Annotated in this window: 22 protein-coding genes and 1 riboswitch; of the genes, 13 read left to right on the top strand and 9 right to left on the bottom strand. The window is 69.0% G+C overall.

Going from position 1 to position 26,007, the window contains the following annotated elements:
* Positions 1-44: 44 nt before the first annotated feature.
* From E3O23_RS06735 to E3O23_RS06720, 4 genes are all read right to left on the bottom strand, one after another.
* Complete coding sequence (locus E3O23_RS06735) at positions 45-959, bottom strand: endonuclease domain-containing protein (RefSeq protein WP_134489388.1); 915 nt, start codon at positions 957-959, stop codon at positions 45-47.
* A gap of 342 nt (positions 960-1,301) precedes the next feature.
* Positions 1,302-2,816: a glycerol kinase GlpK gene (gene glpK, locus E3O23_RS06730; RefSeq protein ID WP_134489386.1), complete on the bottom strand. Its 1,515-nt coding sequence runs from the start codon at positions 2,814-2,816 to the stop codon at positions 1,302-1,304.
* Positions 2,817-2,888: 72 nt separating this feature from the next.
* Entirely contained in the window at positions 2,889-3,599 is a 711-nt protein-coding gene (locus E3O23_RS06725; protein ID WP_241983363.1) for an MIP/aquaporin family protein, read from the bottom strand.
* A gap of 185 nt (positions 3,600-3,784) precedes the next feature.
* Complete coding sequence (locus tag E3O23_RS06720; RefSeq protein ID WP_166790429.1) at positions 3,785-5,509, bottom strand: glycerol-3-phosphate dehydrogenase/oxidase; 1,725 nt, start codon at positions 5,507-5,509, stop codon at positions 3,785-3,787.
* A gap of 117 nt (positions 5,510-5,626) precedes the next feature.
* Here E3O23_RS06720 and E3O23_RS06715 point away from each other — a divergent pair, with 117 nt between their 5' ends.
* From E3O23_RS06715 to E3O23_RS06680, 8 genes are all read left to right on the top strand, one after another.
* Positions 5,627-6,601: a sugar-binding transcriptional regulator gene (locus E3O23_RS06715; protein WP_134489380.1), complete on the top strand. Its 975-nt coding sequence runs from the start codon at positions 5,627-5,629 to the stop codon at positions 6,599-6,601.
* A gap of 304 nt (positions 6,602-6,905) precedes the next feature.
* Positions 6,906-7,038, top strand: a riboswitch (FMN riboswitch).
* Positions 7,039-7,129: 91 nt separating this feature from the next.
* Positions 7,130-8,176 (top strand): bifunctional diaminohydroxyphosphoribosylaminopyrimidine deaminase/5-amino-6-(5-phosphoribosylamino)uracil reductase RibD, encoded by a 1,047-nt coding sequence (gene ribD / locus E3O23_RS06710; protein WP_134489379.1) that lies wholly within the window; start codon positions 7,130-7,132, stop codon positions 8,174-8,176.
* On the top strand, positions 8,157-8,789 hold the full coding sequence (locus E3O23_RS06705) for a riboflavin synthase (protein ID WP_134489377.1): 633 nt from the start codon (positions 8,157-8,159) through the stop codon (positions 8,787-8,789). Before ribD ends, E3O23_RS06705 begins: the two co-directional genes overlap by 20 nt.
* On the top strand, positions 8,786-10,048 hold the full coding sequence (gene ribA / locus E3O23_RS06700) for a GTP cyclohydrolase II (RefSeq protein ID WP_134489375.1): 1,263 nt from the start codon (positions 8,786-8,788) through the stop codon (positions 10,046-10,048). The genes E3O23_RS06705 and ribA overlap by 4 nt, the downstream gene beginning before the upstream one ends.
* Positions 10,045-10,518, top strand: coding sequence for a 6,7-dimethyl-8-ribityllumazine synthase (gene ribH / locus E3O23_RS06695; RefSeq protein WP_134489373.1), 474 nt, complete (start codon positions 10,045-10,047; stop codon positions 10,516-10,518). Before ribA ends, ribH begins: the two co-directional genes overlap by 4 nt.
* Positions 10,519-10,546: 28 nt before the next feature.
* Positions 10,547-10,903 carry a hypothetical protein gene (locus tag E3O23_RS06690; RefSeq protein ID WP_134489371.1) on the top strand — a complete coding sequence of 119 codons (357 nt, stop codon included), beginning with the start codon at positions 10,547-10,549 and terminating at the stop codon, positions 10,901-10,903.
* The gene (locus E3O23_RS06685) at positions 10,904-11,221 is read left to right on the top strand and encodes an antibiotic biosynthesis monooxygenase (RefSeq protein WP_134489369.1); all 318 of its coding nucleotides are present in this window, start codon (positions 10,904-10,906) and stop codon (positions 11,219-11,221) included.
* A gap of 59 nt (positions 11,222-11,280) precedes the next feature.
* On the top strand, positions 11,281-12,636 hold the full coding sequence (locus E3O23_RS06680) for an MFS transporter (protein WP_134489367.1): 1,356 nt from the start codon (positions 11,281-11,283) through the stop codon (positions 12,634-12,636).
* Positions 12,637-12,720: 84 nt separating this feature from the next.
* Here E3O23_RS06680 and E3O23_RS06675 read toward each other — a convergent pair whose 3' ends face one another.
* From E3O23_RS06675 to E3O23_RS06665, 3 genes are read right to left on the bottom strand one after another with little or no spacing between them, the layout of a single operon-like run.
* Positions 12,721-13,500 carry an ABC transporter permease gene (locus E3O23_RS06675; protein ID WP_134489467.1) on the bottom strand — a complete coding sequence of 260 codons (780 nt, stop codon included), beginning with the start codon at positions 13,498-13,500 and terminating at the stop codon, positions 12,721-12,723.
* A 47-nt stretch (positions 13,501-13,547) separates the two neighbouring features.
* Complete coding sequence (locus E3O23_RS06670) at positions 13,548-14,402, bottom strand: ABC transporter permease (RefSeq protein ID WP_134489365.1); 855 nt, start codon at positions 14,400-14,402, stop codon at positions 13,548-13,550.
* Positions 14,399-15,325 (bottom strand): ABC transporter ATP-binding protein, encoded by a 927-nt coding sequence (locus E3O23_RS06665; protein WP_134489363.1) that lies wholly within the window; start codon positions 15,323-15,325, stop codon positions 14,399-14,401. The genes E3O23_RS06670 and E3O23_RS06665 overlap by 4 nt, the downstream gene beginning before the upstream one ends.
* A gap of 54 nt (positions 15,326-15,379) precedes the next feature.
* Here E3O23_RS06665 and E3O23_RS06660 point away from each other — a divergent pair, with 54 nt between their 5' ends.
* Positions 15,380-17,470 (top strand): ABC transporter ATP-binding protein, encoded by a 2,091-nt coding sequence (locus E3O23_RS06660; RefSeq protein ID WP_134489361.1) that lies wholly within the window; start codon positions 15,380-15,382, stop codon positions 17,468-17,470.
* A 225-nt stretch (positions 17,471-17,695) separates the two neighbouring features.
* Here the strand turns inward: E3O23_RS06660 and E3O23_RS06655 are convergent, their stop codons facing one another.
* Positions 17,696-19,549: a phosphoenolpyruvate carboxykinase (GTP) gene (locus E3O23_RS06655; RefSeq protein ID WP_134489359.1), complete on the bottom strand. Its 1,854-nt coding sequence runs from the start codon at positions 19,547-19,549 to the stop codon at positions 17,696-17,698.
* 158 nt (positions 19,550-19,707) lie between these two features.
* On the opposite strand from E3O23_RS06655, the gene E3O23_RS06650 reads away from it, so the two are divergent.
* The 4 genes from E3O23_RS06650 to E3O23_RS06635 all read left to right on the top strand — a co-directional run bounded on the left by E3O23_RS06650 (position 19,708) and on the right by E3O23_RS06635 (position 24,826).
* Positions 19,708-21,150: a helix-turn-helix transcriptional regulator gene (locus tag E3O23_RS06650; protein WP_134489357.1), complete on the top strand. Its 1,443-nt coding sequence runs from the start codon at positions 19,708-19,710 to the stop codon at positions 21,148-21,150.
* A gap of 72 nt (positions 21,151-21,222) precedes the next feature.
* Positions 21,223-22,149 carry a DMT family transporter gene (locus E3O23_RS06645; RefSeq protein ID WP_134489355.1) on the top strand — a complete coding sequence of 309 codons (927 nt, stop codon included), beginning with the start codon at positions 21,223-21,225 and terminating at the stop codon, positions 22,147-22,149.
* 121 nt (positions 22,150-22,270) lie between these two features.
* A complete protein-coding gene (locus E3O23_RS06640) occupies positions 22,271-23,734 on the top strand; it encodes an HNH endonuclease signature motif containing protein (protein ID WP_134489353.1) in 1,464 nt (487 codons plus the stop codon).
* A 177-nt stretch (positions 23,735-23,911) separates the two neighbouring features.
* A complete protein-coding gene (locus tag E3O23_RS06635) occupies positions 23,912-24,826 on the top strand; it encodes an NAD(P)-dependent alcohol dehydrogenase (RefSeq protein WP_198415145.1) in 915 nt (304 codons plus the stop codon).
* A 21-nt stretch (positions 24,827-24,847) separates the two neighbouring features.
* Here E3O23_RS06635 and E3O23_RS06630 read toward each other — a convergent pair whose 3' ends face one another.
* Entirely contained in the window at positions 24,848-25,999 is a 1,152-nt protein-coding gene (locus tag E3O23_RS06630) for an ROK family transcriptional regulator (protein WP_134489350.1), read from the bottom strand.
* Between the last annotated feature and the right edge of the window lie 8 nt (positions 26,000-26,007).

Here is a 26,007-nt window from a genome sequence, read left to right as displayed (position 1 = left end):
GTTTTTCCGGGGCCGCTTCGGCGTCGCGCTCCGAACTGAAGGAGTTATGCACGGATGCTGCCGGTTCGGCAGATTCGGACGAGTTCCTCGATCGCCCTGATCACCCCGTCCGGGTCGAAGAAGATGTCCTGGTAGAGCACCCGCAGCGACGGATAGCCGCGTTCGGCCAGCAGTCGATCCCGAGTGCGGTCCCGGACGTGTTGGGCCCAGGTCTTGTGGTGGGCGCCACTGTCGGCCTCCACGACGACGCAGCCCTCGACGACGAGGTCGACGCGTCCGACGCCGTCGATGGCCACCTGGATCTGACACCGAAGGCCGGCATCCCGAACGAGCTGCCGGAGCACGCTCTCCTGACCGGCGTCAGCCCGCGCGTCGATCAGCGTGCGCAATTCCCAGTGCTTGTCGGGAACGTGCCCGAATATGTCGGCCAGGTCGCTCGATCGGATGGCCTTTTCGTGCAGCGCTGTGTCGAGCGCGGCCAGCGCGAAGTTCCGAGGCTGGCAGCGGATGATCTGTGCCAGCGCGTCGCGCGCCCCGACGGCGTACTCCGTACCATCGCCCGGTCCGATGAACGGCCACCAGTGCAGCTCGACGCCGTTCCTCGGTATCGCCGACAGCGCAACGTGTCGAAAACGCGGGCTGCGCAGTCGGGACGCCCCTCGAGGCACGTGCAGGTGAGTGAAGTCCGAGTCGAAGGAGAAGATGCCGAGCTCCTCCGCCGCGGAAACGCACGCCAGCCGGCCGCCCACGCGCACGGCTTCGAGCGTGTGCCGGTCCGTTTCGGGAAGGGCGTAGTTGTCGCGGCGGACTCGGAGGAGCGAGCTCGAGCGCACGGCTTCGGTGATCTCGCGCCCCGTCATCCCCCCGGCCAGCAGGTCGTGACGTTGCAGGATGCGACGGGCGCCGAAGCCCTCGCTGATTGCATGCGGATTCGGGTCTAAGCCGTCGTATTGATTCATGCGCCGAGCGTGACCGACGCCGCCCTCCGCCCTCCACGGACGGCCGAATCTGGGGAGAATCTCCGCAAGCCAGGGCTGTGGAAACCTCGAGCTCACTACGACGATCCGACGCTGCCGTTCGCAACTCCTCCAGAACGTGCCGACCGCGCTGGCGCCGCCGTGTCATTCCGCGGGTCTGCTCGCCGGCCGCTGCGAATTGGAGGAGTTACGCACCGGGGGCGTGGGACAGGGCGAGGGCGGGCCGGGCGGCGGCAGCGAGGGCAGCCGGGCGGATGCCGAAACCCGGCGGTCGAGGGACGGCCGCCGGGTTTCGGGGGTGGGGTGGTGCGCTCGGCTGGCCTGCTAGCGGACGTCCTCGTCGACCCAGTCGAGGGTCTTGGTGACGGCCTTCTTCCAATTGCGGAGGAGGCGGTCGCTTTCGGCCTGGTCCATCGCCGGGGTCCAGCGCGAGTCTTCCTGCCAGTTCGCGCGCAGGTCGTCCAGGCTGCTCCAGAAGCCGACCGCGAGGCCGGCGGCGTAGGCGGCGCCGAGCGCCGTCGTCTCCGCGACCACGGGCCGGATCACCGGGACTCCGAGGATGTCGGCCTGGAACTGCATCAGCAGGTTGTTGGCGATCATCCCGCCGTCGACCTTGAGCTCGGTCAGCGGAACGCCGGAGTCGGCGTTGACGGCGTCGATGACCTCGCGGGTCTGGAACGCGGTTGCCTCGAGGGCTGCCCGGGCGATGTGGCCCTTATTCACGAACCGGGTCAGGCCCACCAGCGCGCCGCGGGCATCCGAGCGCCAGTACGGCGCGAACAGCCCGGAGAACGCCGGCACGAAGTACGCCCCGCCGTTGTCGTCGACCGTCTTCGCCAGCGCCTCGATCTCGTCGGCCGAGCCGATCAGGCCGAGGTTGTCGCGCAGCCACTGCACGAGCGACCCGGTCACGGCGATGGCGCCCTCGAGCGCATAGTGCGGCGGCTGGTCTCCGATCTTGTATCCGAGGGTGGTGAGCAGCCCGTTCTTGGAGTGCACGATCTCGGTGCCGGTGTTGAAGATGATGAAGTTGCCGGTGCCGTACGTGTTCTTCGCCTCGCCCTGGTCGAACGCGGCCTGGCCGAACGTGGCGGCCTGCTGGTCGCCGAGGATGCCCGCGATCGGCACCTCGCGGAGCAGGCTGGACGTGTGGGCGGTGCCGTAGACCTCGCTGGACGACTTGATGGCGGGCAGCATCGACTTCGGGACCCCGAAGATGCCGAGGATCTCGTCGTCCCACTGCAGGGTCTCGAGGTCCATGAACATCGTGCGGCTGGCGTTGGTGACGTCGGTCGCGTGCACGCCGCCGTCGATGCCGCCGGTCAGGTTCCAGAGCACCCAGGAGTCGGTCGTGCCGAAGAGGAGGTCGCCGGCCTCCGCCTTCTCCCGGGCGCCGTCGACGTTTTCCAGGATCCAGACGATCTTCGTGCCGGAGAAGTAGGTCGCCAGCGGGAGGCCGACCTTCTGCTTGAACCGCTCGACCCCGCCGTCGGCGGCGAGCCGGTCGACGATCGGCTGGGTGCGGGTGTCCTGCCAGACGATCGCGTTGTAGACCGGGACGCCGGTGGTCTTGTCCCAGACCACCGCGGTCTCGCGCTGGTTGGTGATCCCGACCGCCTCGATGTCGTGGCGGGTGATGTTCGCCTTGGAGAGCGCCTGCCCGATCACCTCGCGGGTGTTGTCCCAGATCTCCTTCGGGTCGTGCTCGACCCAGCCGGCCTGCGGCAGGATCTGCTCGTGCTCTTTCTGTCCGCTCGACACGATCGACCCGGATTTGTCGAAGATGATCGTGCGGGTGCTTGTCGTTCCCTGGTCGATGGCGAGGATGTACTTGGCCATTCTTAACTCCTTTGTTGAGACTGATGCGCGGGTGTGACGGTGTAACTGTGACGGATGAAGCTGGGGTGCGGCTCAGCCGAGGATGGGCAGCAGCACGATCGACGCCCAGCCGGCCAGGACCCCGCCGATGACCGGTCCGACGACCGGCACCCAGGAGTAGGCCCAGTCCGAGGAGCCCTTGCCCTTGATCGGCAGCAGGAAATGCGCGATCCTCGGGCCGAGGTCACGGGCCGGGTTGATCGCGTACCCGGTCGGGCCGCCGAGCGAGGTGCCGATCACGACCACCAGCAGGGCCACCGGCAGCGCGCCGAGGGCCGCGAGGCCGCCCGCCTCGCCCTGGCGCCCGAAGGCGATGACCACGAAGACGAGCACGAAGGTGCCGATGATCTCCGTGACCAGGTTCCAGCCGTAGGAACGGATCGCCGGCCCGGTCGAGAACACGGCAAGCTTGCTGCCCGCGTCCGGTTCGGCGTCGAAGTGCTGCTTGTAGGCCAGCCAGACGACCACGGCGCCGAGGATCGCGCCGAGCATCTCGCCGGCGATGTAGACGAGCACCGAGAGGACGGTGACCGGGACGCCGGAGCCGAACTCCGTGGCGCCGGAGGCCACGAGGCCCAGCGTCACCGCCGGGTTCAGGTGCGCGCCCGAGTTGTAGGCGACGATCACACCGCAGAAGACCGCGAGGCCCCAGCCGATGGTGACCATCAGGAAACCGCCGCCGAAACCCTTGTTCCTGGCGAGGGCGACGTTGGCGACCACGCCGCAGCCGAGGAGCACGAGGATGGCAGTTCCCACTACCTCCGAGAGGAATACAACACCGAGATTGTCCACATTGACCTTTCTGATGGGGTGAAGAGAGGATCCGATTCGCCAGGGGCGAATCAGCAATCCTGTGAAAACCTATCGGTCACCAGGTACCGCCCTGGGAGATTTGACCTGCACGTTCGTGCAGATCCGGATCCGCGGCACTACGCGGTCGCGTGGGCTTCCTGTCCGATCGGGGCCAGGTCGACTCCGTGGACCTCGCGCAGGATGCTCGCCGCGAGCCCGACTTCGGCGGCGCGGCGGGCGCCGTCCCAGCCGAGCACAGGGGCGACCACGTCGGCCAGTTCCTCGAGCAGGGCGGAGCTCGCCCCACCGACGAAGGCAATGCTCGTGCGCCGCAACAGCACGTCGATGAGCCGCACGACCGACTCCGTGGCGGCGAGGTACTCGATCTCGCGGCGGGTGTAGTCCGGGGCGTACTCCAGCGGGGCATCCGGGCCGGCCGTGAGGTGCTCGATGACCTGCACCGCCCGAGTGCCGTACCGGGCCAGGAGCCGCGCGGCGCGGGGCCGGCCCACCTCGTCGCCGTTCGCGGCCAGCCAGACCTGCAGCGCGTCATCCGTCACCGGGAAGTCCCGCCCGCCGCCGATCGGGAGCCCGACCGTCGAGACGCTTCTCGGCATTCCGAGCAGGGTCAGGATGTCGCCGCCCAGGTTCTCGGCGAGGGCGCGGAAGGTCGTCCACTTGCCGCCGACCAGGCTGAGCAGGGTGCCGGGCCGGGCGCCGAGCGGTCGGGATTCGATCCGGTAGTCGCGGGAGACGAAGCCGGGCTGCTCGTCGTCGTGGCGGGGCAGCGGCCGCACCCCGGCGAAGCGGAAGACGATGTCGGAACGGTCGACCGTGATGTCTGGGAAAACGTGCGAGACGAGGTCGAAGAAATAGTCGATCTCGGCCTCGGTGCAGCGGATCGGCTGGGTCATGTCGTGTTCGAGGTCGGTCGTGCCGATCAGCACGCGGTCCTTGAGCGGGTAGATCAGCACGATGCGTCCGTCGCTGTGCTCGAAGAAGATCTCGCGCCCGCCGGTGGCGGCGAGCAGTTCGGGATGGTCCACGACGATGTGCGAGCCCTTGGTGCCGCCCATGAACTCGCTGGCCTGGCCGAGCGCCGCATTGGTCAGGTCGGTCCAGGGCCCGGACGTGTTGACCACGACATCGGCCGCCACGCTGAATTCCTCGCCGGTGACGACGTCCCGCAGGCGCACCCCGTCGGCATCCATCCCGATGGCCTCGGTGTAGTTGGCGCTGCGGGCGTGCGGCCCGGCGTCCAGTCCGTCGCGCAGCACGTCGAGCGCGAGGCGCTCCGGGTCGTGCATCGCCGCGTCGTAGTAGGTGGCGGTGTACTTGAGTCCCGGGTTCAGCCGGGGAAGCTGGGCCAGCGACTCGCGGGCGCCGCGGAACTCGTGCCGGGGCACGCTGCCGCCGTCGCGGGAGAAGGAGTCGTAGAGCGAGAGGCCGACCTTGATCAGCAGGGCACCGCGCTCCTGGTGCTTGCCCTGCTTGTGGGTGAGGAACCGCAGCGGCGCGGCGAGCACGCCGGAGAAGGTCGAGAAGATCGGCACCGTCGTCTTCAGCGGCTTGACGTAGTGCGGTGCGATTTTGAGCAGCCCGTTGCGCTCCTCGACGGACTCCTTGACCAGCCGGAACTCGCCGTTTTCGAGGTAGCGGACCCCGCCGTGGATCATGTGCGAGGAGGCGGCCGAGGCGCCGGAGACGTAGTCACCCTTGTCGACGATGACCACGTCGACGCCCTGCAGGGCCAGGTCGCGGAAGGTCGCGATGCCGTTGATGCCGGCTCCGATGATGAGCACCTGCGCCGACGGGCGGGTGCGGATGGCTGACTGAGCTGGCTGAGACTGGGTGGACGTCACTGTTCGCTGGCCTCTCTCGGGTGGGGCTTGCACGATCGGCAAGTCATGTGAATGAATACAGCGTGACAGTTCGACACAAACATTCAGTCGGATTGCACATACGTGCAAGGAGTGAGAATGCTGCTCAACGACGACCCGGCGCAGTCGGACCGCACCCGCGACGCGCTCACCGCCTCGCAGCTCTACTACCTGCAGGACCTCACGATGGAGGCCATCGCCCAGGAACTGCACACCTCCAGATCCTCGGTTTCCCGGCTGCTCAGCCATGCCAGGGCGACCGGGCTCGTCGACATCCAGGTCCGGTCGCCGCTGGATGCCCCGAGCCGGCTCGAGCAGGAAATCCAGGCACGCTTCGAGGTCACGGCGCACGTCGTGCCGGTGCCCGATCGCGCCAATGACGTCGACCGGCTCGAGCGCGTGGCCCTCTCGGTTGCACGGATTCTCGGCCAGTATTTCGACTCGAACATGATCATGGGCATCGCCTGGGGCTCCACGATGAGCGCGATCAGCCGCCACATCACCCCGAAACCAACCCACAATTCCCAGATCGTGCAGCTCAACGGCGCCGGGAACCTGCGCACGACGGGACTCGGTTACGCCAGCGAGATCCTCGGCCGGTTCGGCAACGCGTTCGGGGCGCACGTGCAGCAGTTCCCGGTGCCCGCGTTCTTCGACGACCCCGCGACGAAGCAGGCGCTCTGGCGCGAACGCAGCATGGCCCGGCTGATCGAGATGCAGGCGATGATGGACGTCGCCCTGTTCGGCCTGGGGTCCCCCTTCTCCGAGGTCCCGAGCCACGTCTACGCAGGCGGGTATCTCGACCCGGACGACTTCGACTCGCTCAGCCGCGCCGGGGTGGTCGGCGACGTGGCGACGGTGTTCTTCCGCGCGGACGGCTCGACCGACGGCATCCCGCTGAACGCCCGCGGCACCGGGCCGGACTTCGCCGTGCTGCAGAAGACACCTCGCCGCATTTGCGTCGTCTCGGGCAGCTCCAAGCTGCCGAGCCTGCGCGGTGCGCTCCGCGCCAACCTGATCACCGACCTGTTCCTCGACGAGGGCACGGCGCGGGCCCTCGTCTCGGTGGCCTGACCGGGCTGCGCGCCGGGCTCGGCCGGGCGCCCGGGCGAGTGACGCTGCGAGCAGCGAGGCGCGGCATCCGCCCCGCCTGTTCATAACTCCGCCAGATCGCCCGGACGGTCGCGCGACCGCCCCGGAATCACGAGCCGGACCGCCGGACGCGGCGCGAATTGGAGGAGTTGTGCGCGGGGAGGGCAGGATGCCCGGCACTGACGCGGGGAGGGCAGGATGCCCGGCACTGACGCGCCCGCAATGCGACGGATGTCGGCGGGAATTATCCGGAGCCGCCTGCGTTGGGCTATAACTAGAAGTAAGAAACGTGCTCCGGGGTCGGTGAAAATCCGAGCCGGCGGTTAAAGTCCGCGACCCGTGACGCTCCCTGGAGCGAAGCGGTTGAGCTGGTGAAACTCCAGCACCGACGGTTAAAGTCCGGATGGGAGGCGCACGAGTCGGTTGATCTTTCGAGATCGACCGACGGGTTTCGCGTATCCGCGACGCCGACATCCCCGGAGTTCGTGTAGACCACGAACGAGGACGGGAATGACACAGGACGCGGCATACGAACGCTCCATGCGGCGCGCCCTCGACCTCGCCGGCAACGGCCCGGCGACCGGCGTCAACCCGCGCGTGGGATGCGTCATCCTGGGCGCCGACGGCGAGACCCTGGCCGAAGGCTGGCACCGCGGCGCCGGCACCTCGCACGCCGAGGTCGATGCCCTCGCCAAACTTCCGGCCGGCGCCGCCCGCGGCGCGACCGCCGTCGTCACCCTCGAACCCTGCAACCACACCGGCCGCACCGGCCCGTGCTCGGTCGCCCTCCTCGACGCGGGCATCGGCCGCGTCGTCTACGCGGTCGCCGATCCCGGGGAGCACTCCTCCGGCGGGGCCGAGCGGCTGCGCGCGGCCGGGGTCGCGGTCCAGGGCGGCGTCCTGGCCGAGGAGGCCACGGTCTTCCTCGCCGACTGGCTGTTCGCCGCCGGGCTCGGCCGCCCGTTCGTGACCGTGAAATGGGCTTCCAGCCTCGACGGCCGCGCGGCCGCGGCCGACGGCACAAGCCAGTGGATCACCGGCCCCGAAGCCAGGCAGGACGTTCACCGGCGGCGAGCGCAAGCCGACGCCATCCTCGTCGGGACCGGCACGGTCCTCGCCGACGACCCGGCGCTGACCGCCCGCGACGCCGACGGCGCCCTGCTGGCCGGCCAGCCGGTTCCCGTCATCCTCGGCACCCGGCCGATCCCGGCGGGCTCCGCCGTGCTCGCGCACCCGCAGGTTCCGCTCTTCTTCGACGGCGGCGACATCGGCTCCGTGCTCCGCGCCCTCCACGAGCGCGGCATCCGACGCGCCTTCGTCGAAGGCGGTCCCACCCTCGCCAGCGCATTCGTGGCCGCCGGCCTCGTCGACGAATACCTCATCTACCTGGCGCCCACGCTGATCGGCGGCGGCCGGCTGGCCCTCGGCGACATCGGCGTGTCCAGCGTCGCCGAGCAGCGACGCCTGGCCATCGACCACATCGACCGGCTCGGCGAGGACATCCTCGTCGTCGCTCGGCCCCGCGAAAGGAACGACCATGTTCACCGGAATCATTGAGGAGCTCGGCCGGATCGAGCGCATCGATCGAACGACGGATGCCGCCCGCTTCACCATCCGCGCTCCCCTGGTGGTCGCCGACGCGGGCCACGGCGACTCGATCTCGGTCAGCGGCGTCTGCCTCACCGTCGTCGACCGCACGCCGGACACCTTCACGGCCGACGTGATGGCGCAGACGCTCTCGATGTCGACCCTCGACGCCGCGGTGGCCGGCCAGCCGGTGAACCTCGAGCGCGCCGCGCTCGTCGGCGGCCGGCTCGGCGGCCACATCGTGCAGGGCCACATCGACGGCACGAGCACCGTGCTCGGCGTCATCCCCGGCGACGCCTGGAGCGTGCTCCGGTTCAGCCTGTCCCCCGACCTTGCCCCGCTCGTCACGAACAAGGGCTCGATCGCCATCGACGGGGTCTCCCTCACGGTCAGCAACATCAGCCCGGCCGGCGAACCAGACCAGTGGTTCGAGGTCTCACTGATCCCCGAAACCCTCACCGCCACCACGCTCGGCCAGGCCGCGGCCGGCGATCACGTCAACATCGAAACAGATATCCTCGCCCGTCATGTCGAGCGCATGCTCGCCCTGGCAGACGCGGCAACACAAAGGAGCGCATCATGAGCCTCGCCGACATCCCCACCGCCCTCGAGGCGCTGCGCCTCGGCAAACCGGTCATCGTCGCCGACGACGAGGGCCGGGAGAACGAGGGCGACGTGATCATCTCCGCCCAGATGGCCACGCAGGAGTGGATCGCCTGGACGGTGCGCTATTCGTCCGGCTTCATCTGCGCGCCGATGACCAACGACATCGCCGACCAGCTCGACCTGCCGATGATGGTGTTGAACAACGAGGATGTTCGCGGCACCGCCTACACCGTGTCGGTGGATGCGGCCGATCGCCTGAGCACCGGCATCAGCGCCGCCGACCGGGCCCACACCCTCCGGGTGCTGGCCGACCCGATCTCCACCCCGGCCAGCCTGCACCGGCCCGGCCACATCCTGCCCTTGCGCGCCGTGGACGGCGGGGTGCGCGAGCGCGACGGCCACACCGAGGCCGCGGTCGACCTGATGAAGCTGGCCGGCCTCGTGCCGGTCGCCGGGATCGCCGAGATCGTCGCCGAGGACGGCGAGATGATGCGCCTGCCCGGCCTGATCGAACTCGGCGAGCGCGAGGGCGTGCTCGTGATCACGATCAAGGAGCTGATCGAGTACCTGCAGGAGTTCCACTGCGACACCGACCTGCCCACGATCAGCCCCATCCCCGCGTCGCCGCGGGTGGACTTCGAGGTGGAGACGACCGTGCCGACCACGCACGGCGCGTTCCAGATGCGGGCCTACCGCGACCGGATGACCGGGGCCGACCACGTCGCGATCGTCTCGGGCACCCCGGCCGACGGCGCCCTGGTCCGGGTGCACTCCGAATGCCTGACCGGCGAGGCGTTCGGCTCGCTCAAGTGCGAGTGCGGGCCGCAGCTGGACGCGGCGCTGGAGACCATCCAGCGCGAGGGCGGCGTCGTGGTCTACCTGCGCGGCCAGGAGGGTCGCGGCATCGGGCTGATCAACAAGCTGCGCGCCTACAAGCTGCAGGAAGACGGACTCGACACCCTCGACGCGAACCTGGCGCTGGGCCTGCCGGGTGACTCCCGCGACTACGGGGCGGCCACCGGCATCCTGCACCAGATGGGGCTGACCTCGGTGCGCCTGCTGACCAACAACCCGGAGAAGGTGCGCCAGCTCGAGTTGCACGGCGTCGCCGTGGTCGAGCGCGTCCCGCTGGTCGTGGGCATCGGCAGCCACAACGAGGACTACCTGGCCGCCAAGCGCGACCGGATGGGCCACCACATCGAGGAGCACCACATGTTGAAAGGACTCGCACTGTGAGCGGAGCAGGATCTCCCGAGCTGACCGTCGACGGAACCGGCCTCACCGTCGTGATCGTGGCCGGGCGGTGGCACGACGTGATCACCGACGGGCTGATCGCCGGCGCGACCCGCGTGCTCGAGGCATCCGGCGCGACGTACTCCCTCGTGCGGGTGCCGGGCAGCTTCGAGCTGCCGGTCGCCTGCAAGGTCGCCCTCGACAACGGGGCGGATGCGGTGGTCGCGCTCGGCGTGATCATCCGCGGCGGCACCCCACACTTCGAGTACGTGTCGGCGGCGGCGACGGATGGCCTCACCCGGGTGGCGCTGGACGCCGGCAAGCCCGTCGGCTTCGGCGTGCTCACCCTCGACGACGAGCAGCAGGGGCTCGACCGGGCCGGGCTGCCCGGCTCGAAGGAAGACAAGGGCGAGGAGGCCGCCTCCGCGGCGATCGCGACGGCTCGGCTGCTGCGGGAGCTCGCCTCCCGGTGAGGTGCGCGCCGTCCCCTAGGCTGGCGGCATGGAACTCCTGATCGGCATACTCGTCATCCTGCACTTCATCGGCCTCGCCTCGCTGCTCGGCGGGTTCCTGGTGCAGGTGAAAGACACCATCGCCGGCAAGGGCAAGGTCATCGCCGCGATGTTCCACGGCGCGCTGACCCAGCTGGTGACCGGTCTCCTGCTCGTCGGCCTCGTGCAGATGGCGGAGCCGGGCGAGATCGACAACGCCAAGATCGCCGTCAAGCTGGTCGTGCTCATCGTGATCACGGTGCTCGTGATCCGGTACCGCAAGAAGCCCCTCGCCCCCTCGTGGGTCCTCTGGGCCATCGGCGGGCTCACCGTCGCGAACATCGCCGTCGCGGTGCTCTGGAAGTAGATGTTCACCCACGTCGCGATCCATCATCCGCGCCCGGAATACCGCGACGCGGTGCTGGCCTCGATGCACCGGGTCGAGGCCGCCTCTCGCGGGGCTGCCGGGCTCATCCGGATGGGGCCGTGGCGCGAAGTGGACGGCCTCCGCCTCGTCGGCATCGCCACCTGGGCGAGCCGAGAGGCCTTCGAGGCCGCCGGCGCGGCGATCTTCGCGGCCGTGGCCGACGACCCGTTCGACCTCTGGGAAACCCGCCCGGCGGAGACGCTGTACCTCGAGGACGCCTCGGGCGCGGATTCGCGCCCCGCCGCTTCCGGGCATTAGGGTGCCAAAGGCCGCAGACCGCGGCCTGCACGGCAAAATGTCTCGGAGCACCCTCCCTCATGTCAGCACCAACAACGGCAGTGTCGCCGCCAACCGCAGCGCCCGTCAACCCGCGCAGTCGCGTCATCCTCGCGAGCCTGATCGGCACGACCATCGAGTTCTACGACTTCTACGTCTACGCGACGGCGGCGGTCCTGGTCTTCCCGCACCTCTTCTTCCCCACCGGTAACGAGACAACGGCGCTGCTCGCCTCGTTCGCCGTCTTCGGCGCCGCGATGGTCGCCCGCCCGCTCGGCGCGCTGTTCTTCGGCCACTTCGGAGACAAGAAGGGCCGCAAGGCGACCCTCGTCGGCGCCCTGCTGACGATGGGCATCGCCACCTTCCTGATCGGCCTGCTCCCCACCTACGCCATGATCGGCTGGCTCGCCCCGGCCCTGCTCGTGGTGCTGCGCCTCGCCCAGGGCTTCGCCCTCGGCGGCGAGTGGAGCGGCGCGGCCCTGGTCGCGACCGAGAACGCCCCGGCCGGCAAACGCGCCTGGTACGGGACGTTCCCCCAGGTCGGCGCCCCGCTCGGCTTCATCATCGCCAACGGCCTGTTCCTGGCGATCGCCCTGGCCCTGCCGTCCACCGACCCGACCCGCCCCTCGGACGCGTTCCTCGAGTGGGCCTGGCGCATCCCCTTCCTCTTCTCCGCCGTGATGGTGATCGTCGGCCTCTGGGTGCGACTGCGCCTGGTCGAGAGCGAGGCGTTCACCAAGGTCGTCGCCGCCAAGCGCGTCGAGAAGCTGCCGCTGGCGGCCGTGTTCAAGTCCAACTGGCGCGAACTCATCCTCGGCACGTTCATCATGCTGGCCACCTACGTGCTGTTCTACCTGATGACCACGTTCACGCTCGGCTACGGCCGCGGCGCGACGGATGCCCCGGTGCCGGGCCTCGGCTACAGCTACAACAACTTCATCCTGATGATGATCATCGGCGTGGTGTTCTTCGGCGTCTTCACGCTCGCCTCCGGGCCGTGGGCCGACAAACACGGGCGTCGCAAGACGCTCATCGTCGTGACCCTGGGCATCATCGTGTTCGGCCTGCTCTTCGTGCCGCTGCTCGGCGGCGGGTTCTTCGGCGTGATGTTCTTCCTCATCCTCGGCTTCTCGCTGATGGGCATGACGTTCGGACCGATGGGCGCGCTGCTGCCCGAGCTGTTCCCGACGAGCGTGCGCTACACCGGCTCGGCGTTCGCCTACAACATGAGCTCGATCCTCGGCGCCGCGGTGGCGCCGTTCATCGCCATCTGGCTGTGGACCCTCGGCGAGGGCAGCCCCGTCCTGGTCGGCGTCTACCTGTCGGTGATGGCCGTGGTCACCCTGGTCGCGCTCCTGCTCACCCGGGAGACGAAGGACATCGACATCGAGGCCTGACCTCCCCGCGGCATGCCGCGAAACCGCAGTTGTGCGCGCTAAAACGACGTTTTAGGACGCACAACTGCGGTTTCGCGGGGCAGCTTAGTCGAGGAAGAGGACGCGCAGCCGGCGGGTCGTGAAGACCAGGCCGACGAGGATCATCACGACGTAGTAGAGCACGTGCCAGAGCATCCCCGGCCCGACCAGCCCCGTGGTCAGCCCGCGCACGAGCTCCACCCCGTGCCAGAGCGGCAGCGCCTGGATGACGTACTGGATGCCCTGCGGGTACACGCTGAGCGGGTAGAACGTGGCCGAGAACAGGAACATCGGCAGCAGGAACAGGTTGATCCAGTCCATCTGCTGGAACGTCTTCATGTAGCTCGTGATCGCCATGCCCACGCTGGCGAAGCCGAACGCGATCAGCAGCACGGCCGGAAGCGCGAGCAGCGCCCACCAGGACAGGTTCAGCCCGAGCGCCTGCATGACGAGCATGAAGCCGGTCGCGTAGATGGCGCCGCGCAGCAGCGCCAGGGAGATCTCGCCGAGCGCGACATCCAGCGGCCCGAGCGAGGTCGAGAGCATCCCCTCGTACAGTTTCGCGAACTGCATCTTGAAGAACACGTTCCAGGTCGAGTCGTAGATCGCGCCGTTCATCGCCGAGACGGCGAGCAGGGCCGGCGCGATGAACGCCGCGTACGGCACCTCCTCGCCCGTTTCGGTGGTTATCGTTCCGATCAGCGCGCCGAGGCCGAGCCCCATCGAGAGCAGGTAGAAGATCGGCTCGAAGAAGCCGCTCACCACGATCATCCAGTTGGAGCTTCGTGTCGCCCGCCAGCCGCGCTGCATGACGCTGCGGGCGTTGCCGGCGTAGAGCGCGCGCATCGGCCGGGCGGCGGTGACGGATGCTGCCACCGAGGTGTCGGAATCCGTCACTTGTTCAGCCTCCGCACGGTGACGCGCCGGGCCCAGGTCCAGCCGGTGAAGAGCAGCGCGGACAGGTAGAGCACGTGCACGACGGTCAGCCAGATCGGTTCGCTCGCCCCGTAGGCGAAGACGCGGGCGAGTTCGGTGCCGTGCCAGAGCGGGGAGATCCAGCCGATCCACTGGAGGTAGATCGGCAACACGCTGAGCGGGAAGAACGTGCCAGAGAACAGGGTCATCGGCAGGATGATGAACCGCATGACCATGACGAGCTGGCCGTTGTCGTCGATGATCGTGGCCGTGTAGCCCATCAGCAGGGCGCCGAGGCCGAGCCCGGTGAGCAGCGCGGCGAAGGCGGCGAGGAAGCCGATCGGCGACGGGACCGCGCCGAAGAGGAGCATGAAGCCGAAGTAGATGCCCAGGGTGACGAACATCCGCACGGTCACCGAGATGACGATCCCGTTGATGATCTGCCCCGGCTGGATCGGCGAGGCATTCATGCCGTAGAAGACCGGGTTCCACTTGAAGCCGAGCATGACCGGGTAGCTGAACTCCTCGGAGGCGACCGAGATGGCCGCGCTGGCCAGCAGCGCCGGGGCCACGAAGGCGAGGTAGCTGACGCCGTCGACGGCCTCCGGGCCGAGGTTGCCGTCGACGAGGGTGGCCAGGCCGACGCCCATCGCGTACAGGTAGATCAGCGGGTTGCCGATGGCCGTGACCACGACCGTCTGCGCGTAGGAGCGCATGACCCGGAACCGGTGCTCGGCGACGTACCACGACCCCCAGCGGCGCGGCCGGACCGCCCCGGCGATGGCCTGCTCGGCCACGGTGCCCGTGCCGCCCGCACTGTGCACGGTGCTCATTCGATCAGGGTCCGTCCGGTCAGCCGGAGGAAGACGTCCTCCAGGCTCGAGCGGCGCACGAGGCTGGTGATCGGATGCAGCCCGGCCTGGGTCATCCGTTCCATTTCACGCTCGCCGTTGCTGCTGTAGACGAGGATGCGGTCGGGCAGCACCTCGATCCGGTCGCCGAAGCCGGCGATCTGCTCGGCGACCTGGGCGTTGCGGTCGGAACCGAACCGCACCTCGAGCACCTCCCGCGAGGAGTGCTTGCTGATCAGCTCGGCCGGGGAGCCCTCGGCCATGATCGCGCCCTTGTCGACGACGACGAGCCGGTCGCAGAGCTGTTCGGCCTCGTCCATGTAGTGGGTGGTCAGCAGCAGGGTCGTGCCCTGCTCCTTGAGCCGGAAGAGCCGGTCCCAGAGGATGTGCCTGGCCTGCGGGTCGAGGCCGGTGGTCGGTTCGTCCAGGAGCAGGATCTTCGGGTCGTTGATCAGCGCCCGCGCGATCGTGAGCCGGCGCTTCATCCCGCCGGACAGGGCATCCACCTTCGACTTCGCCTTGTCCTCGAGCTGGGCGAAGGCGAGCAGTTCGTCGGCGCGTTCGGCCACCTGCTTGCGCGGAAGGCCGAAGTAACGGCCGTAGACGAGCAGGTTCTCCCGCACGCGCAGCTCGGTGTCGAGGTTGTCCGACTGCGGCACGACGCCCAGGCGCGAGCGGATCTCCGGCCCGTACGCGTTCGGGTCGAGGCCGAGGATGCTCAGGTCGCCGCTGGTGCGGGTGGAGACCGCGCCGACCATCCGCATGGTGGTCGACTTGCCGGCCCCGTTCGGTCCGAGCAGGCCAAACGACTCCCCCGGCGCCACCTCGAAGGAAATGCCGTCCACGGCGGCGAATTCCTTGTACTTCTTGACGAGGTTCTTGGCGATGATCACGGGTTCCGGCACAGTTCCCCACTGTAGACCGATCGGAGGCCTCCGCCCGGGAAGTAAACTCGGTTGGTGAGCACGACACGCAGCGCCGATTCCGCACCCGCCTCCTCCCTTCCCTCCTCGGAACGTCCCCCGGCCAAATCCCGGTTCGGACGCCGCGGCGGCACGCCCGAGGGCCCCCGGGCGACGTTCAGCCAGCTCCTCCCCTACCTGTTCGAACACAAGAAGGTGCTCGGCTTCGTCATCGTGCTGAGCATTCTCGGCGCCGCGGCCAGCCTCGCGCAGCCGCTGCTGGTCAGCCGCGTGATCGACATCGTGCAGAAGGGCGACCCGCTCGGCGCGCTCGTCTGGGCCCTCATCGCCCTCGTCGTCATCTCCGGCCTGATCAGCGGCTACCAGCACTACCTGCTCCAGCGCACCGGCGAAGGCGTCGTGCTCTCCAGCCGCCGCAAGCTGATCGGCCGGATGCTCCGGCTCCCGATCAGCGAGTTCGACACCCGGCGCACCGGCGACCTCGTCTCCCGGGTCGGCTCCGACACGACCCTGCTCCGCGCGGTGCTCACCCAGGGGCTCGTCGAGGCCGTCGGCGGGTCGCTCACCTTCGTCGGCGCGCTCATCGCCATGCTCGTCATCGACCCGGTGCTCCTCGGGCTGACCGTGCTCGTGATCACCGCGTCTGTCGTCACGGTTGTGCTGCTGTCGCAGCGCATCCGCACCGCCAGCGCCGCCGCGCAGGCCAAGGTCGGCGACCTCGCAGCCAGCGTCGAACGGGCCATCAGCGCCGTGCGCACCGTGCGCGCCTCGAACGCGACCGAACGCGAGATCGCCGTCGTCGAGGAGGACGCCCGCGGCGCCTGGCGGATGGGCATCAAGGTCGCGAAGATCTCCGCCCTGGTCGTGCCGATCGCGGGCATCGCCATGCAGGTGTCGTTCCTCGTCGTGCTCGGCGTGGGCGGCTTCCGGGTCGCCAGCGGCGCAATCACGGTCGCCAACCTGGTCGCCTTCATCCTCTTCCTGTTCATGATGATCATGCCGCTCGGCCAGGCCTTCGGCGCGATCACCTCGGTCAACGCGGCGCTCGGCGCCCTCGGCCGGATCGAGGAGATCATCAACCTGCCCGCCGAGGACCAGTTCGACCGCGACATCGCGCCGCTGGCCATCACGGTCGGCGCCGCCAACGCGACGATGCTGCCGGATGCCCCGGCCATCGCCTTCGAGGACGTGCACTTCGGCTACACGGTCGCCCCCGCGCCGGCCGGCTCGGCCGAACCCGGGGTGGAGCCCGAGCCCGGGGCCGAGGCCGCGCCGCTGGCCGCCGCCGAAGCCTCGATCGCCGCCGCGGAAGTGCCCCCGGTGCTCGAAACCCTGATCATCGCCCCCGCCGTGCTCGACGAGGTCTTCGCCGAACCCGACCTGATCGACGCCAACCTGGCCGCCGCCGACGGCGCCGACACGTCGGGCCCGGCACCGGCCGGCCCGCGCGCGGTGCTCCGCGGCGTCTCGTTCAGCGCCCCGCGCGGGCTGCGCACCGCCCTCGTCGGGCCGTCCGGCGCCGGCAAGAGCACGATCCTCGCCCTGATCGAGCGGTTCTACGACCCCACCGCCGGGGTCGTGCGACTGGGCGGCCTCGACATCCGCACCCTCGACCGCACCGCGCTCCGCTCGCAGATCGGCTACGTCGAGCAGGACGCCCCGGTGCTGGCCGGGTCGCTGCGCGACAACCTCACCCTCGCGACGCCGGACGCCACCGACGAGGAGTGCATCGCCGTGCTGCACGCCGTCAACCTCGGCGAGGTGCTCGAGCGTGACCCGGCCGGGCTCGGCGCGGCGGTCGGCGAGTCGGGCGTCATGCTCTCCGGCGGCGAACGCCAGCGGCTGGCGATCGCGCGGGCGCTGCTGGCCGCGCCGCCCATCCTGCTGCTCGACGAATCCACCTCGAGCCTCGACGGCGTCAACGAGCAGAAGATGCGCGCGGCGATCGACGCGGTCGCGGTCAACCGCACCCTGATCGTGATCGCGCACCGGCTCTCCACGGTGGTCGATTCCGACCAGATCGTGGTCCTCGACCACGGCCGGGTCGTCGGCACGGGCACCCACTCGGAGCTCGTCGCGTCCACCCCGCTCTACCGCGAGCTCGCCAAGCACCAGCTGCTCGTCTGACCCCTCTCACCCAACCGCGCGCCCGCCCCTAACCTCGCGCGCGCCTGCATCGCCGAACCGTGAGTTTGGCACCTTCCCGGGCCCCGGGAAGGTGCCAAACTCACAGTTCGGCGGAGTGTGGTGGCATGAAAGAGGACGGATGACGCGACGGATGACGAGAGAAGGCCCCGTGATCATCGATCACGGGGCCTTCGCGGCTTGCGCCGCGTGGGACGCGCCGGGTGGCTACTTCGCGCGCAGGTTGTAGCGCACGCTGGCGAGCTCGGCGAGCAGTGCCGGGGGAACGCGGCTGCCGAACTTCTTGAAGTACTCCTCCGTCATGTCGCACTCCTCCATCCAGGACTCGTTGTCGATGCGGAACAGCTGCTCGACATCGCTCTCGGACAGGTCGAGACCGTCCAGGTTGAGCGCGTCCTCGGACGGGAGCAGTCCGATCGGGGTGTCGACGGCATCCGCCTTGCCCTCGATGCGGCGCACGATCCACTCGATCACCCGCGAGTTCTCGCCGAAACCAGGCCAGAGGAAGCTGCCGTCCTCGCCTTTGCGGAACCAGTTGACCTGGAAGATCGCCGGGGCGTTGACGCCGAGTCCCTTGCCGACCTTGAGCCAGTGAGCCCAGTAGTCGGCCATGTTGTAGCCGCAGAACGGGAGCATCGCGAACGGGTCGCGGCGCAGCTCGCCTACGGTGCCTTCGGCGGCCGCGGTCTTCTCGGACGAGATCGTGGCGCCCATGAACACGCCGTGCTTCCAGCTGCGCGCCTGGGCGACGAGCGGGACGTTGGTGGCGCGACGGCCGCCGAACAGGATGGCGTCGATCGGCACGCCGCCGAACGCCTCCCAGTCCTCGGAGATGGACGGGCACTGCGCGGCTGCGACGGTGAACCGAGAGTTGGGGTGCGCGGCCGGACGTCCGGAATCGGGCGTCCAGTCCTTGCCCTGCCAGTCGATGAGGTGGCTCGGGGCCGTCTCGGTCAGGCCCTCCCACCAGACGTCGCCGTCGTCGCGCAGCGCCACGTTTGTGAAGATCGTGTTGCCCCAGACCGTGTTCACGGCCGTCGGGTTGGTGATCTCGCCGGTGCCCGGTGCGACGCCGAAGAAGCCGGCTTCCGGGTTGATCGCGTACAGCTTGCCGTCGGGGCCGGGGCGCAGCCAGGCGATGTCGTCGCCGATGGTCTCGACCTTCCATCCGGGGATGGTCGGGCGCAGCATGGAGAGGTTCGTCTTGCCGCAGGCGGAGGGGAACGCCGCGGCCACGTGGGACACGCCGCCCTCGGGCGAGGTGACCTTGATCAGCAGCATGTGCTCGGCGAGCCAGCCCTCGTCGCGGGCCATGACGGATGCGATGCGCAGCGCGAACGACTTCTTCGACAGCAGCGCGTTGCCGCCGTAACCCGAACCGTACGACCAGACCTCACGGGTGTCCGGGAACTGGACGATGTACTTGAGGTCGCTGCAGGGCCACTGCACGTCGTCGCGCTTGTGGCCGTCTTCTTCGATCAGCGGGAAGCCGACGCTGTGCACGGTCTGCACCCAGCGAGCACCGCCCTCGATCAGGCGGAGGACCTTCTCGCCCATGCGGGTCATGATGCCCATGTTGAGCACGACGTAGGGTGAGTCGGTGATCTCCACGCCGAGCTGCGAGATCGGGCCGCCGAGCGGGCCCATCGAGAACGGCACGACGTACATCGTGCGGCCGCGCATGCTGCCGGCGAAGACGACGTTGAGTTCGTCGCGCATGAGCGCCGGGTCGGCCCAGTTGTTCGTGGGGCCGGCGTCGTCGGGGTCGGCGGAGCAGATGAAGGTGCGGTCCTCGACGCGGGCGACGTCGGAGGGGGCGGTGCGGGCGAGGAAGCTGTTGGGGCGCCATTCCGGGTTCAGCCGGATGAGCTTGCCCTCGGTGACGAGCTGCTTGGCCAGTGCGTCGGCTTCGCGCAGCGAGCCGTCGCACCAGACGATGGCGTCGGGCCGGGTCAGCCGGGCTACCTCGTCCACCCACGACTGGAGGTTGGGGTCTGTCGTGCCCGAGCCCGTGCTGGATCGTTCTCCGCCGGTCTGAACTGGGAAATTAGCGATGGTCATCTCCTGGCCTTTCATCGTTGATTTCGTGTCGAATCTCGCTCGGGTGCGAAGTGGTGGGGCGTGAAACTTTGCCCTCTGCATCCAGTGTGCGCCAGAAATTCGGATAGAAAACGAGAACGCACCGTTAAGAAACGTGATTCTTTCGGTATTGTTAAGGAATGTCGCCGCAAGCCTCCGATCTCATCACCCTCGGCCACCGCATCCGTCATTTCCGTGGCGAGCGCGGGCTCACCCTCGACCAGCTCGGCGACCGGGTCGGGCTGGCCGGCAGCCAGCTCTCCCTGATCGAGAACGGTCGGCGCGAGCCCAAGCTGTCGACGCTCCAGGATGTCGCCGCAGCCCTCGGCGTCGACCTCGCAGACCTGCTCAGCCGGGACGCCCCGAACACCCGGGCTGCGCTGGAGATTGAGCTGGCCAGGGCGCAAAAGAACCCGCTCTACGGCGCCCTCGGCCTGCCCCAGGTCAAGGTGACCAAGGGCACCCCGCTGGCCGCCGTCGAGTCGCTGGTCGGGCTGCACCGCGAGCTCGCCCGCCGGGCCAGCGAGGCCATCGCCACGCCGGAGGAGGCGCGGCGCGCCAACACCGAGCTGCGCGAGCTGATGCGCGACCGCGACAACTACATGCCCGACATCGAGCAGCTCGCCGAGGACCAGGTGCGGGCGTCCGGGCACGTGTCGGGCGCGCTGACCCACCGGGAGGTGAGCGTGATGGCGGAGCGGCTCGGCTTCAGCCTCATCTACGTCAACGACCTGCCCAACTCGACCCGTTCGGTGACCGACCTCGTCAACCACCGGATCTACCTGCCGCCGGCCTCGATCCCCGGCGGCCACGGCCTGCGCTCGATGGCGCTGCAGGCGATGGGGCACCGGCTGCTCGGCCACGAGCGGCCCGGCAGCTACGCGGAGTTCCTCTGGCAGCGGCTGCAGATCAACTACTTCGCGGCGGCCGCCCTGATGCCGCGCGAGGCATCCCTCAGCTTCCTCTCCACCGCCAAGCGCGAGCGCGAGCTGGCCGTCGAGGACTTCCGCGACGCCTTCGGCGTGACGCACGAGGCGGCGGCCCTCCGGCTGACCAACCTGGCGACATCCCACCTCGACATGACGCTGCACTTCCTGCGGGTCACCGGCGACGGCGCCCTGCAGAAGGGCTACGAGAACGACGGCCTCCCGCTGCCGGTCGACGTGACCGGCTCGATCGAGGGCCAGTACGTCTGCAAGCAGTGGAGCGCCCGGAGCGCCTTCACCCACACCAACCGCACCACCGAGTTCTACCAGTACACCGACACCCCGGCCGGCACGTTCTGGTGCGCCACCCAGACCGGGGCGACGGATGCCGGCGAGTTCTCGATCAGCGTCGGTGTGCCCTTCGCGCAGGCGAAGTGGTTCCGCGGACGGGAGACCACCCAGCGGGCCGTGTCACGCTGCCCGGACGAGACCTGCTGCCGCCGCCCGGCATCCGAGGTGTCCTCGCGCTGGGTCGGCAAGGCCTGGCCGAGCGCGCGCCTGCACGCCCACGTGCTCTCGCCGCTGCCGTCCGGGACCTTCCCCGGGGTCGACGACACCGAGGTGTACGAGTTCCTCGAGGCGCACGCCGCCGAGTAGCCCTGGCAGCCGGAGATGCGGTGAGCTCGCTCCCCGCCTTCCTGGCGGGTCCGCCCCCGTTAGTGTTGTGAGGTGAAGAGGCCCGGGGTTGCGGTTTGGTCGCTGGTCGCAGTTGCCGCGATGTGGGGCAGCGCATTCGTCCTCATGAAGCCCGCCATTGAGCAGCAGCCTTTTTTTGACTTCCTGGCCATCCGATTCACGATCGCCGCCCTCATCATGCTGGCGATCAAACCGAAGATGGTGTCGGCGCTCACCGGCCGCATGCTGGCGGTTGGCGCTTCGCTCGGTGTCTTGCTGGGCCTGGGTTACGTCACCCAGACCATCGCCCTGGAGATCACGACCGCGGCGATTACCGGCTTCCTCACTGGCACCTACGTGGTGCTCACGCCCGTCATCGGCTGGCTCTTCTTCCGTCACCGGATCGGGGGAAAGGTGACCATCGGCGCCGCTCTCGCCCTGATCGGTTTGGGCCTTATTTCCATCACCGGTGTGAGCATCGAGGTGGGTCAGATCTGGGGCATCGCTTGTGCCGTATTCTTCGCCCTCCACATTGTTGGCCTGGGTCGCTTCAGCTCGGGTTTCGATTCCTATGCGCTCACCTTCGTGCAGTTGTGTGCCGTCGCGGTGGTCTGCTGGATTGGCGCACTGCCCGATGGATATCAAGGTCCTCCCACCTGGGATGTCTGGATGGCGGTTCTCGTTACGGCCGTGTTTGCCACCGTCATCGGCTTCTTCGTGCAGACCTGGGCGCAGGCACGGCTGGAGCCGTCCCGCGTGGCCATCATCCTCACCCTCGAGGTCGTTTTCACCGCAGTCATCTCGGTGGGAGTTGGGCAAGAGGTCCTGGCGCTCACAACTGCCATCGGTGGCGCACTCATGATTGCGGCCATGGTCATTGTGGAGTTCCCGAGCCGCCGGCGCAGAGCACGCATCGCGGGGACTCCGGGCGCGGATGGCGACGGTTACGACCTCGTCCCGCTAGAGCCTTTTCCCCACTAGGCCCAGTGTCACGAGGCTGCTGCTCCTCCACAGGCGCACCTCGTCGGAGTTATCCACAGAAAATGCGGCTGACCTGCCCTTTGTCGGCAGGAATGTCGGTGGTTCCGCGGAGACTTGACGCATGAACACCCCCACCGAAACGCTTCAGGCCTCCGCCGGACCGGTCCCCGCCGACGCCAAGGCTGCGCTCGCGTCGTTTGCGGCGATCAGCGCCCGGATCGGCGACACCCTCCGGTGCTCGGCCGTCCGGGGCCTCGGCGACGACGGGCTGCTGATGGTGACCGCGGCGATCGAAGAAGCCGGCCGCCGGGTCGACGCCCTCCGGGTCGCCGCGGCCGCCGAGATCGCCGACCGCTCCCGCCCGGAACTTGGCAGCGACCGGCTCTCGGCGAAGAAGGGTTGCCGCACCCCGTCCGAACTCGTGCAACGGCTGACCCTGGTCTCCGGGCCGACCGCGAACCGCCGCATGCGGATCGGCGCGCAGCTCCGCACCGACTACTCCATCGCCGGCCAGGCCCTGCCACCCAGGTTCCCGGCAACCGCGGCCGGACTGGCCACCGGCACGCTCGGCCTCGACACCGCCGAAGCGATCCTCGGCTCCCTCTCCCCCACGCTGCGCCGCGCGGACCTGCAGAACGTCCAGCTGGCCGAAACCGAACTCGTCGCCGCGGCGACCGGCCAGAGCATCGACACCGCCGTGCCGGCCCCCGCTGATGAAATCCGGCTGCAGGCCTCCGTCTGGAAGCCGGTGCTCGATCCCGACGGCGCCCGTCCCGACGACGAGCGCGCCTTCCAGGAACGCGGACTCCGCCTCGGCCGTGAACACGGCGGAACGATCCCGGTCTCCGGACGGCTGCTGCCCGAGATCGGCGGCCAGCTGCAACGCCTCTTCGACGCCTACCTCTCCCCGAAGACCGCCCCGGTCGCCTTCCTCACCCCCGAGCAGCTCGAACAGTCGGTGCTGGAGCGCGACGACCGCACCTACGACCAGCAGCGGCACGACGTGCTCGCCGTCATCCTCGACGTCGCGGCGCGCAGCGCCGAGGCCCCCAGCATCGGCGGCGCCGCCCCCACCGTCCTCGTCACCGTCCGCCAGCAAGACCTGCAGAAGGAACAGGGTGTGGGCTGGATCGACGGGGTCGAGGCGCCGCTGCCGATGCGGGCAGTGCGGCAGAAGGTCTGCACCGGCGGCATCAAGCCCGTGGTCTTCGGCGACGAAAACGCGATCTGTTCGCTCGGAGTGGCCGACCGCTGCTTCAACCGGGAGCAGCGCCGGGCGATCTCCGCCCGGGACGGCGGCTGCATCATCCCGGGCTGCCAGATCCCGGCCAGCTGGAGCGAAATCCACCACGTCATCCCCGACGCCTGGGGCGGCGACACCCACACCGACAACGGGGTCCTGCTCTGCTGGTTCCACCACCGCACGATCGAGACCTCGGGCTGGAAGATCCGCATGCTCCGCGGCGTCCCACAGATCAAGGCACCACCCTGGCTCGACCCCGGCGGCGGCAAATGGCGCTACACCACCAAATCCCGAACCCGCATCGCCGACGCCCTCGACCTACGACTGGAACAAGCGGACTAAGGCGTTGCGACGCAGGCGTTCGACTCAGAGTCGTCGGATCGCCCGAGCGATGCCTGCGGGCCAGGGTTCGCCGGGGCGCGCCCAGCCCCCAGAGCGCCTGACGAGCGGTAGTGTCCAACCATGAGGGCAGCGGTTCACACACGGTACGGCCCGCCGGACGTCGTCCGGATCCGAGAGGTGAGCAAACAGACACCCGGGGACAACGAGGTGCTCGTCCAGGTCCACGCGACGACGGTCAACCGGACGGACTGCGCCTGCCGGGCAGCCAGGCCCTTCTTCATGAGACTCTTCACCGGCCTTCTCGGGCCACGGGCGACCGTCCTCGGGAGTGAGTTTGCGGGAGTGGTCGAGGCGGTCGGGAGCGGCGTCACGTTCTTCTCGGCCGGCGACAGGGTGTTCGGGTACAACGAGGGCCCGTTCGGCGCGCATGCCGAATACCTGTCGATTCGCGAGGACGGCTCGCTCGCGACCATGCCGGCGAACCTGACCTTTCACGAGGCGGCGCCGAGCACCGAGGGCTCGCACTACGCCCTCGCCCAGATCCGGGGGGCGAAGATCCGGAGCGGGCAGGATGTCCTCGTCAACGGCGCATCCGGAGCCATAGGCTCCGCGGCCGTCCAGCTGCTGAAGGGTGTCGGTGCGACCGTCACGGCCGTTTGCGGGACGGAAACAGTGGAACTGGTCAGGGGCCTCGGCGCCGACCGGGTCATCGACTACACGGCCGTGGATTTCACGCGGGACGAACAGCGCTACGACGTGGTGCTCGATGCGGTCGGCAAGAGTTCCTTCGGCCAGTGCAAGCGACTCCTGAAGCCGGGCGGGATCTACATCTCCACGGAGCTGGGCCCCCGGGCGCAGAATCCGTTCCTGGCCATGATCGCTCCGCTGCATCGCGGCAGGAAGGTCTTGTTCCCCATCCCGAAACATGACCGGGAGATGGTGGAGCACCTGAAGGCACTGATCGAGTCCGGGCAATTCAAGCCGCTCATCGGCCGAACGTATCCCCTGGACCGGATCGTCGAGGCCTACACGCATGTCGAGACCGGACAGAAGATCGGCAGTGTCGTGATCACCATCGACGGCCCGCGCTGAGCGCGCTCCGGCGGCTCGGACTCAGGGGGTGGTGGCCAGCGTATCCAGGGTCCGCTGGATGGCGATGGCGGCGGCGGCGCGTGCCCAGGAGATGAAACCGTCCTCGTCGATGAGCAGGGTGATCTCGGCGGCCTCCGGGTCCCGGTCGGCGCGGATGGCTGCCCGCATGTCGTCCCCGGCGATGGAGAGCACCCCCAGGCCCTCGCCGCCCAGCACCACATGCTCGACCATTGCCAGGTTGGCGACCGCGGCGATCAGGTGGCCGAGCGCCGCGCCTGCAGCGTGGACGACCTGGCGGGCAACCGGATTGTCTTCTCGAGCCATCCGCAGGATCTCCGCGTAGGTGGCCGGCGCGCCGAGTGCCACCTCAACCTGCGCCCGGATACTGGGGATCGTCAACATTGCGGTGGAACACCCGCGGTGGCCGACGGGACACAACGGCCCGGCGGCATCAAGGGGGAAGTGAAAACCGCGGCCGCGCCCGGTGTCCGCGGTGCTGACAACGTGGTCGTACATGACGAGGCCGTACCCGACGCCGGCGCCGATGGTGATCACGGCGAAGTTCGAGAGCCCGCGGCCCAGCCCGAACCAGTGCTCCGCAGCCGTCAGGGCAACGACGTCGTTCTCGACGATGACGGGAATTCCCAGTTTCTCCTCGACGTGATCCGCGAGACGCACGGAGCTCCAACCCAGGAACGAGGCGCGCTCGACCACTCGCTGGTTGGAGACGACACCTCCGACGCTGATGCCGATCGCCAGGACGTCCTGGTGATTGGCCAGTTCGCGGACCAGGTCGGCAATGACGTCGACGACGTCGGCGACGTCGTGACTCGGCAGCGGCCGCTCGGCGCGTCGTCCTTCGGCGGCCTTCAGGTCCGTGGTCACGGCGAACGCGGCGTCCCCGGTGAGCTTGATTCCGATGAACTGTCCCGCGTCCGCACGCACGTCGAGGGGTTTCGCCGGCCGGCCCATCCCGCCGTCGAGCTCCTCGGGCAGCTCCATCAGGAGTCCCCGATCGAGCAGCGGCCTGGTCAGCCGGGTGAGAGTCGCCAGGGAGAGTCCGAGACGACTGGCGAGGTCGCTGCGAAGGATGGGCCCGTGGATGAGCACTTCCCTCGCCAGTTCGCTCGAGGGCGCGCGAAACCGTGGTTCGACTGCCTCGAGGAGAACCATGCGTTTTG

The organism is Cryobacterium tagatosivorans, assembly GCF_004402215.1.
Lineage (GTDB): Bacteria > Actinomycetota > Actinomycetes > Actinomycetales > Microbacteriaceae > Cryobacterium > Cryobacterium tagatosivorans.
This window is presented reverse-complemented; position numbering and strand designations above follow the sequence as displayed.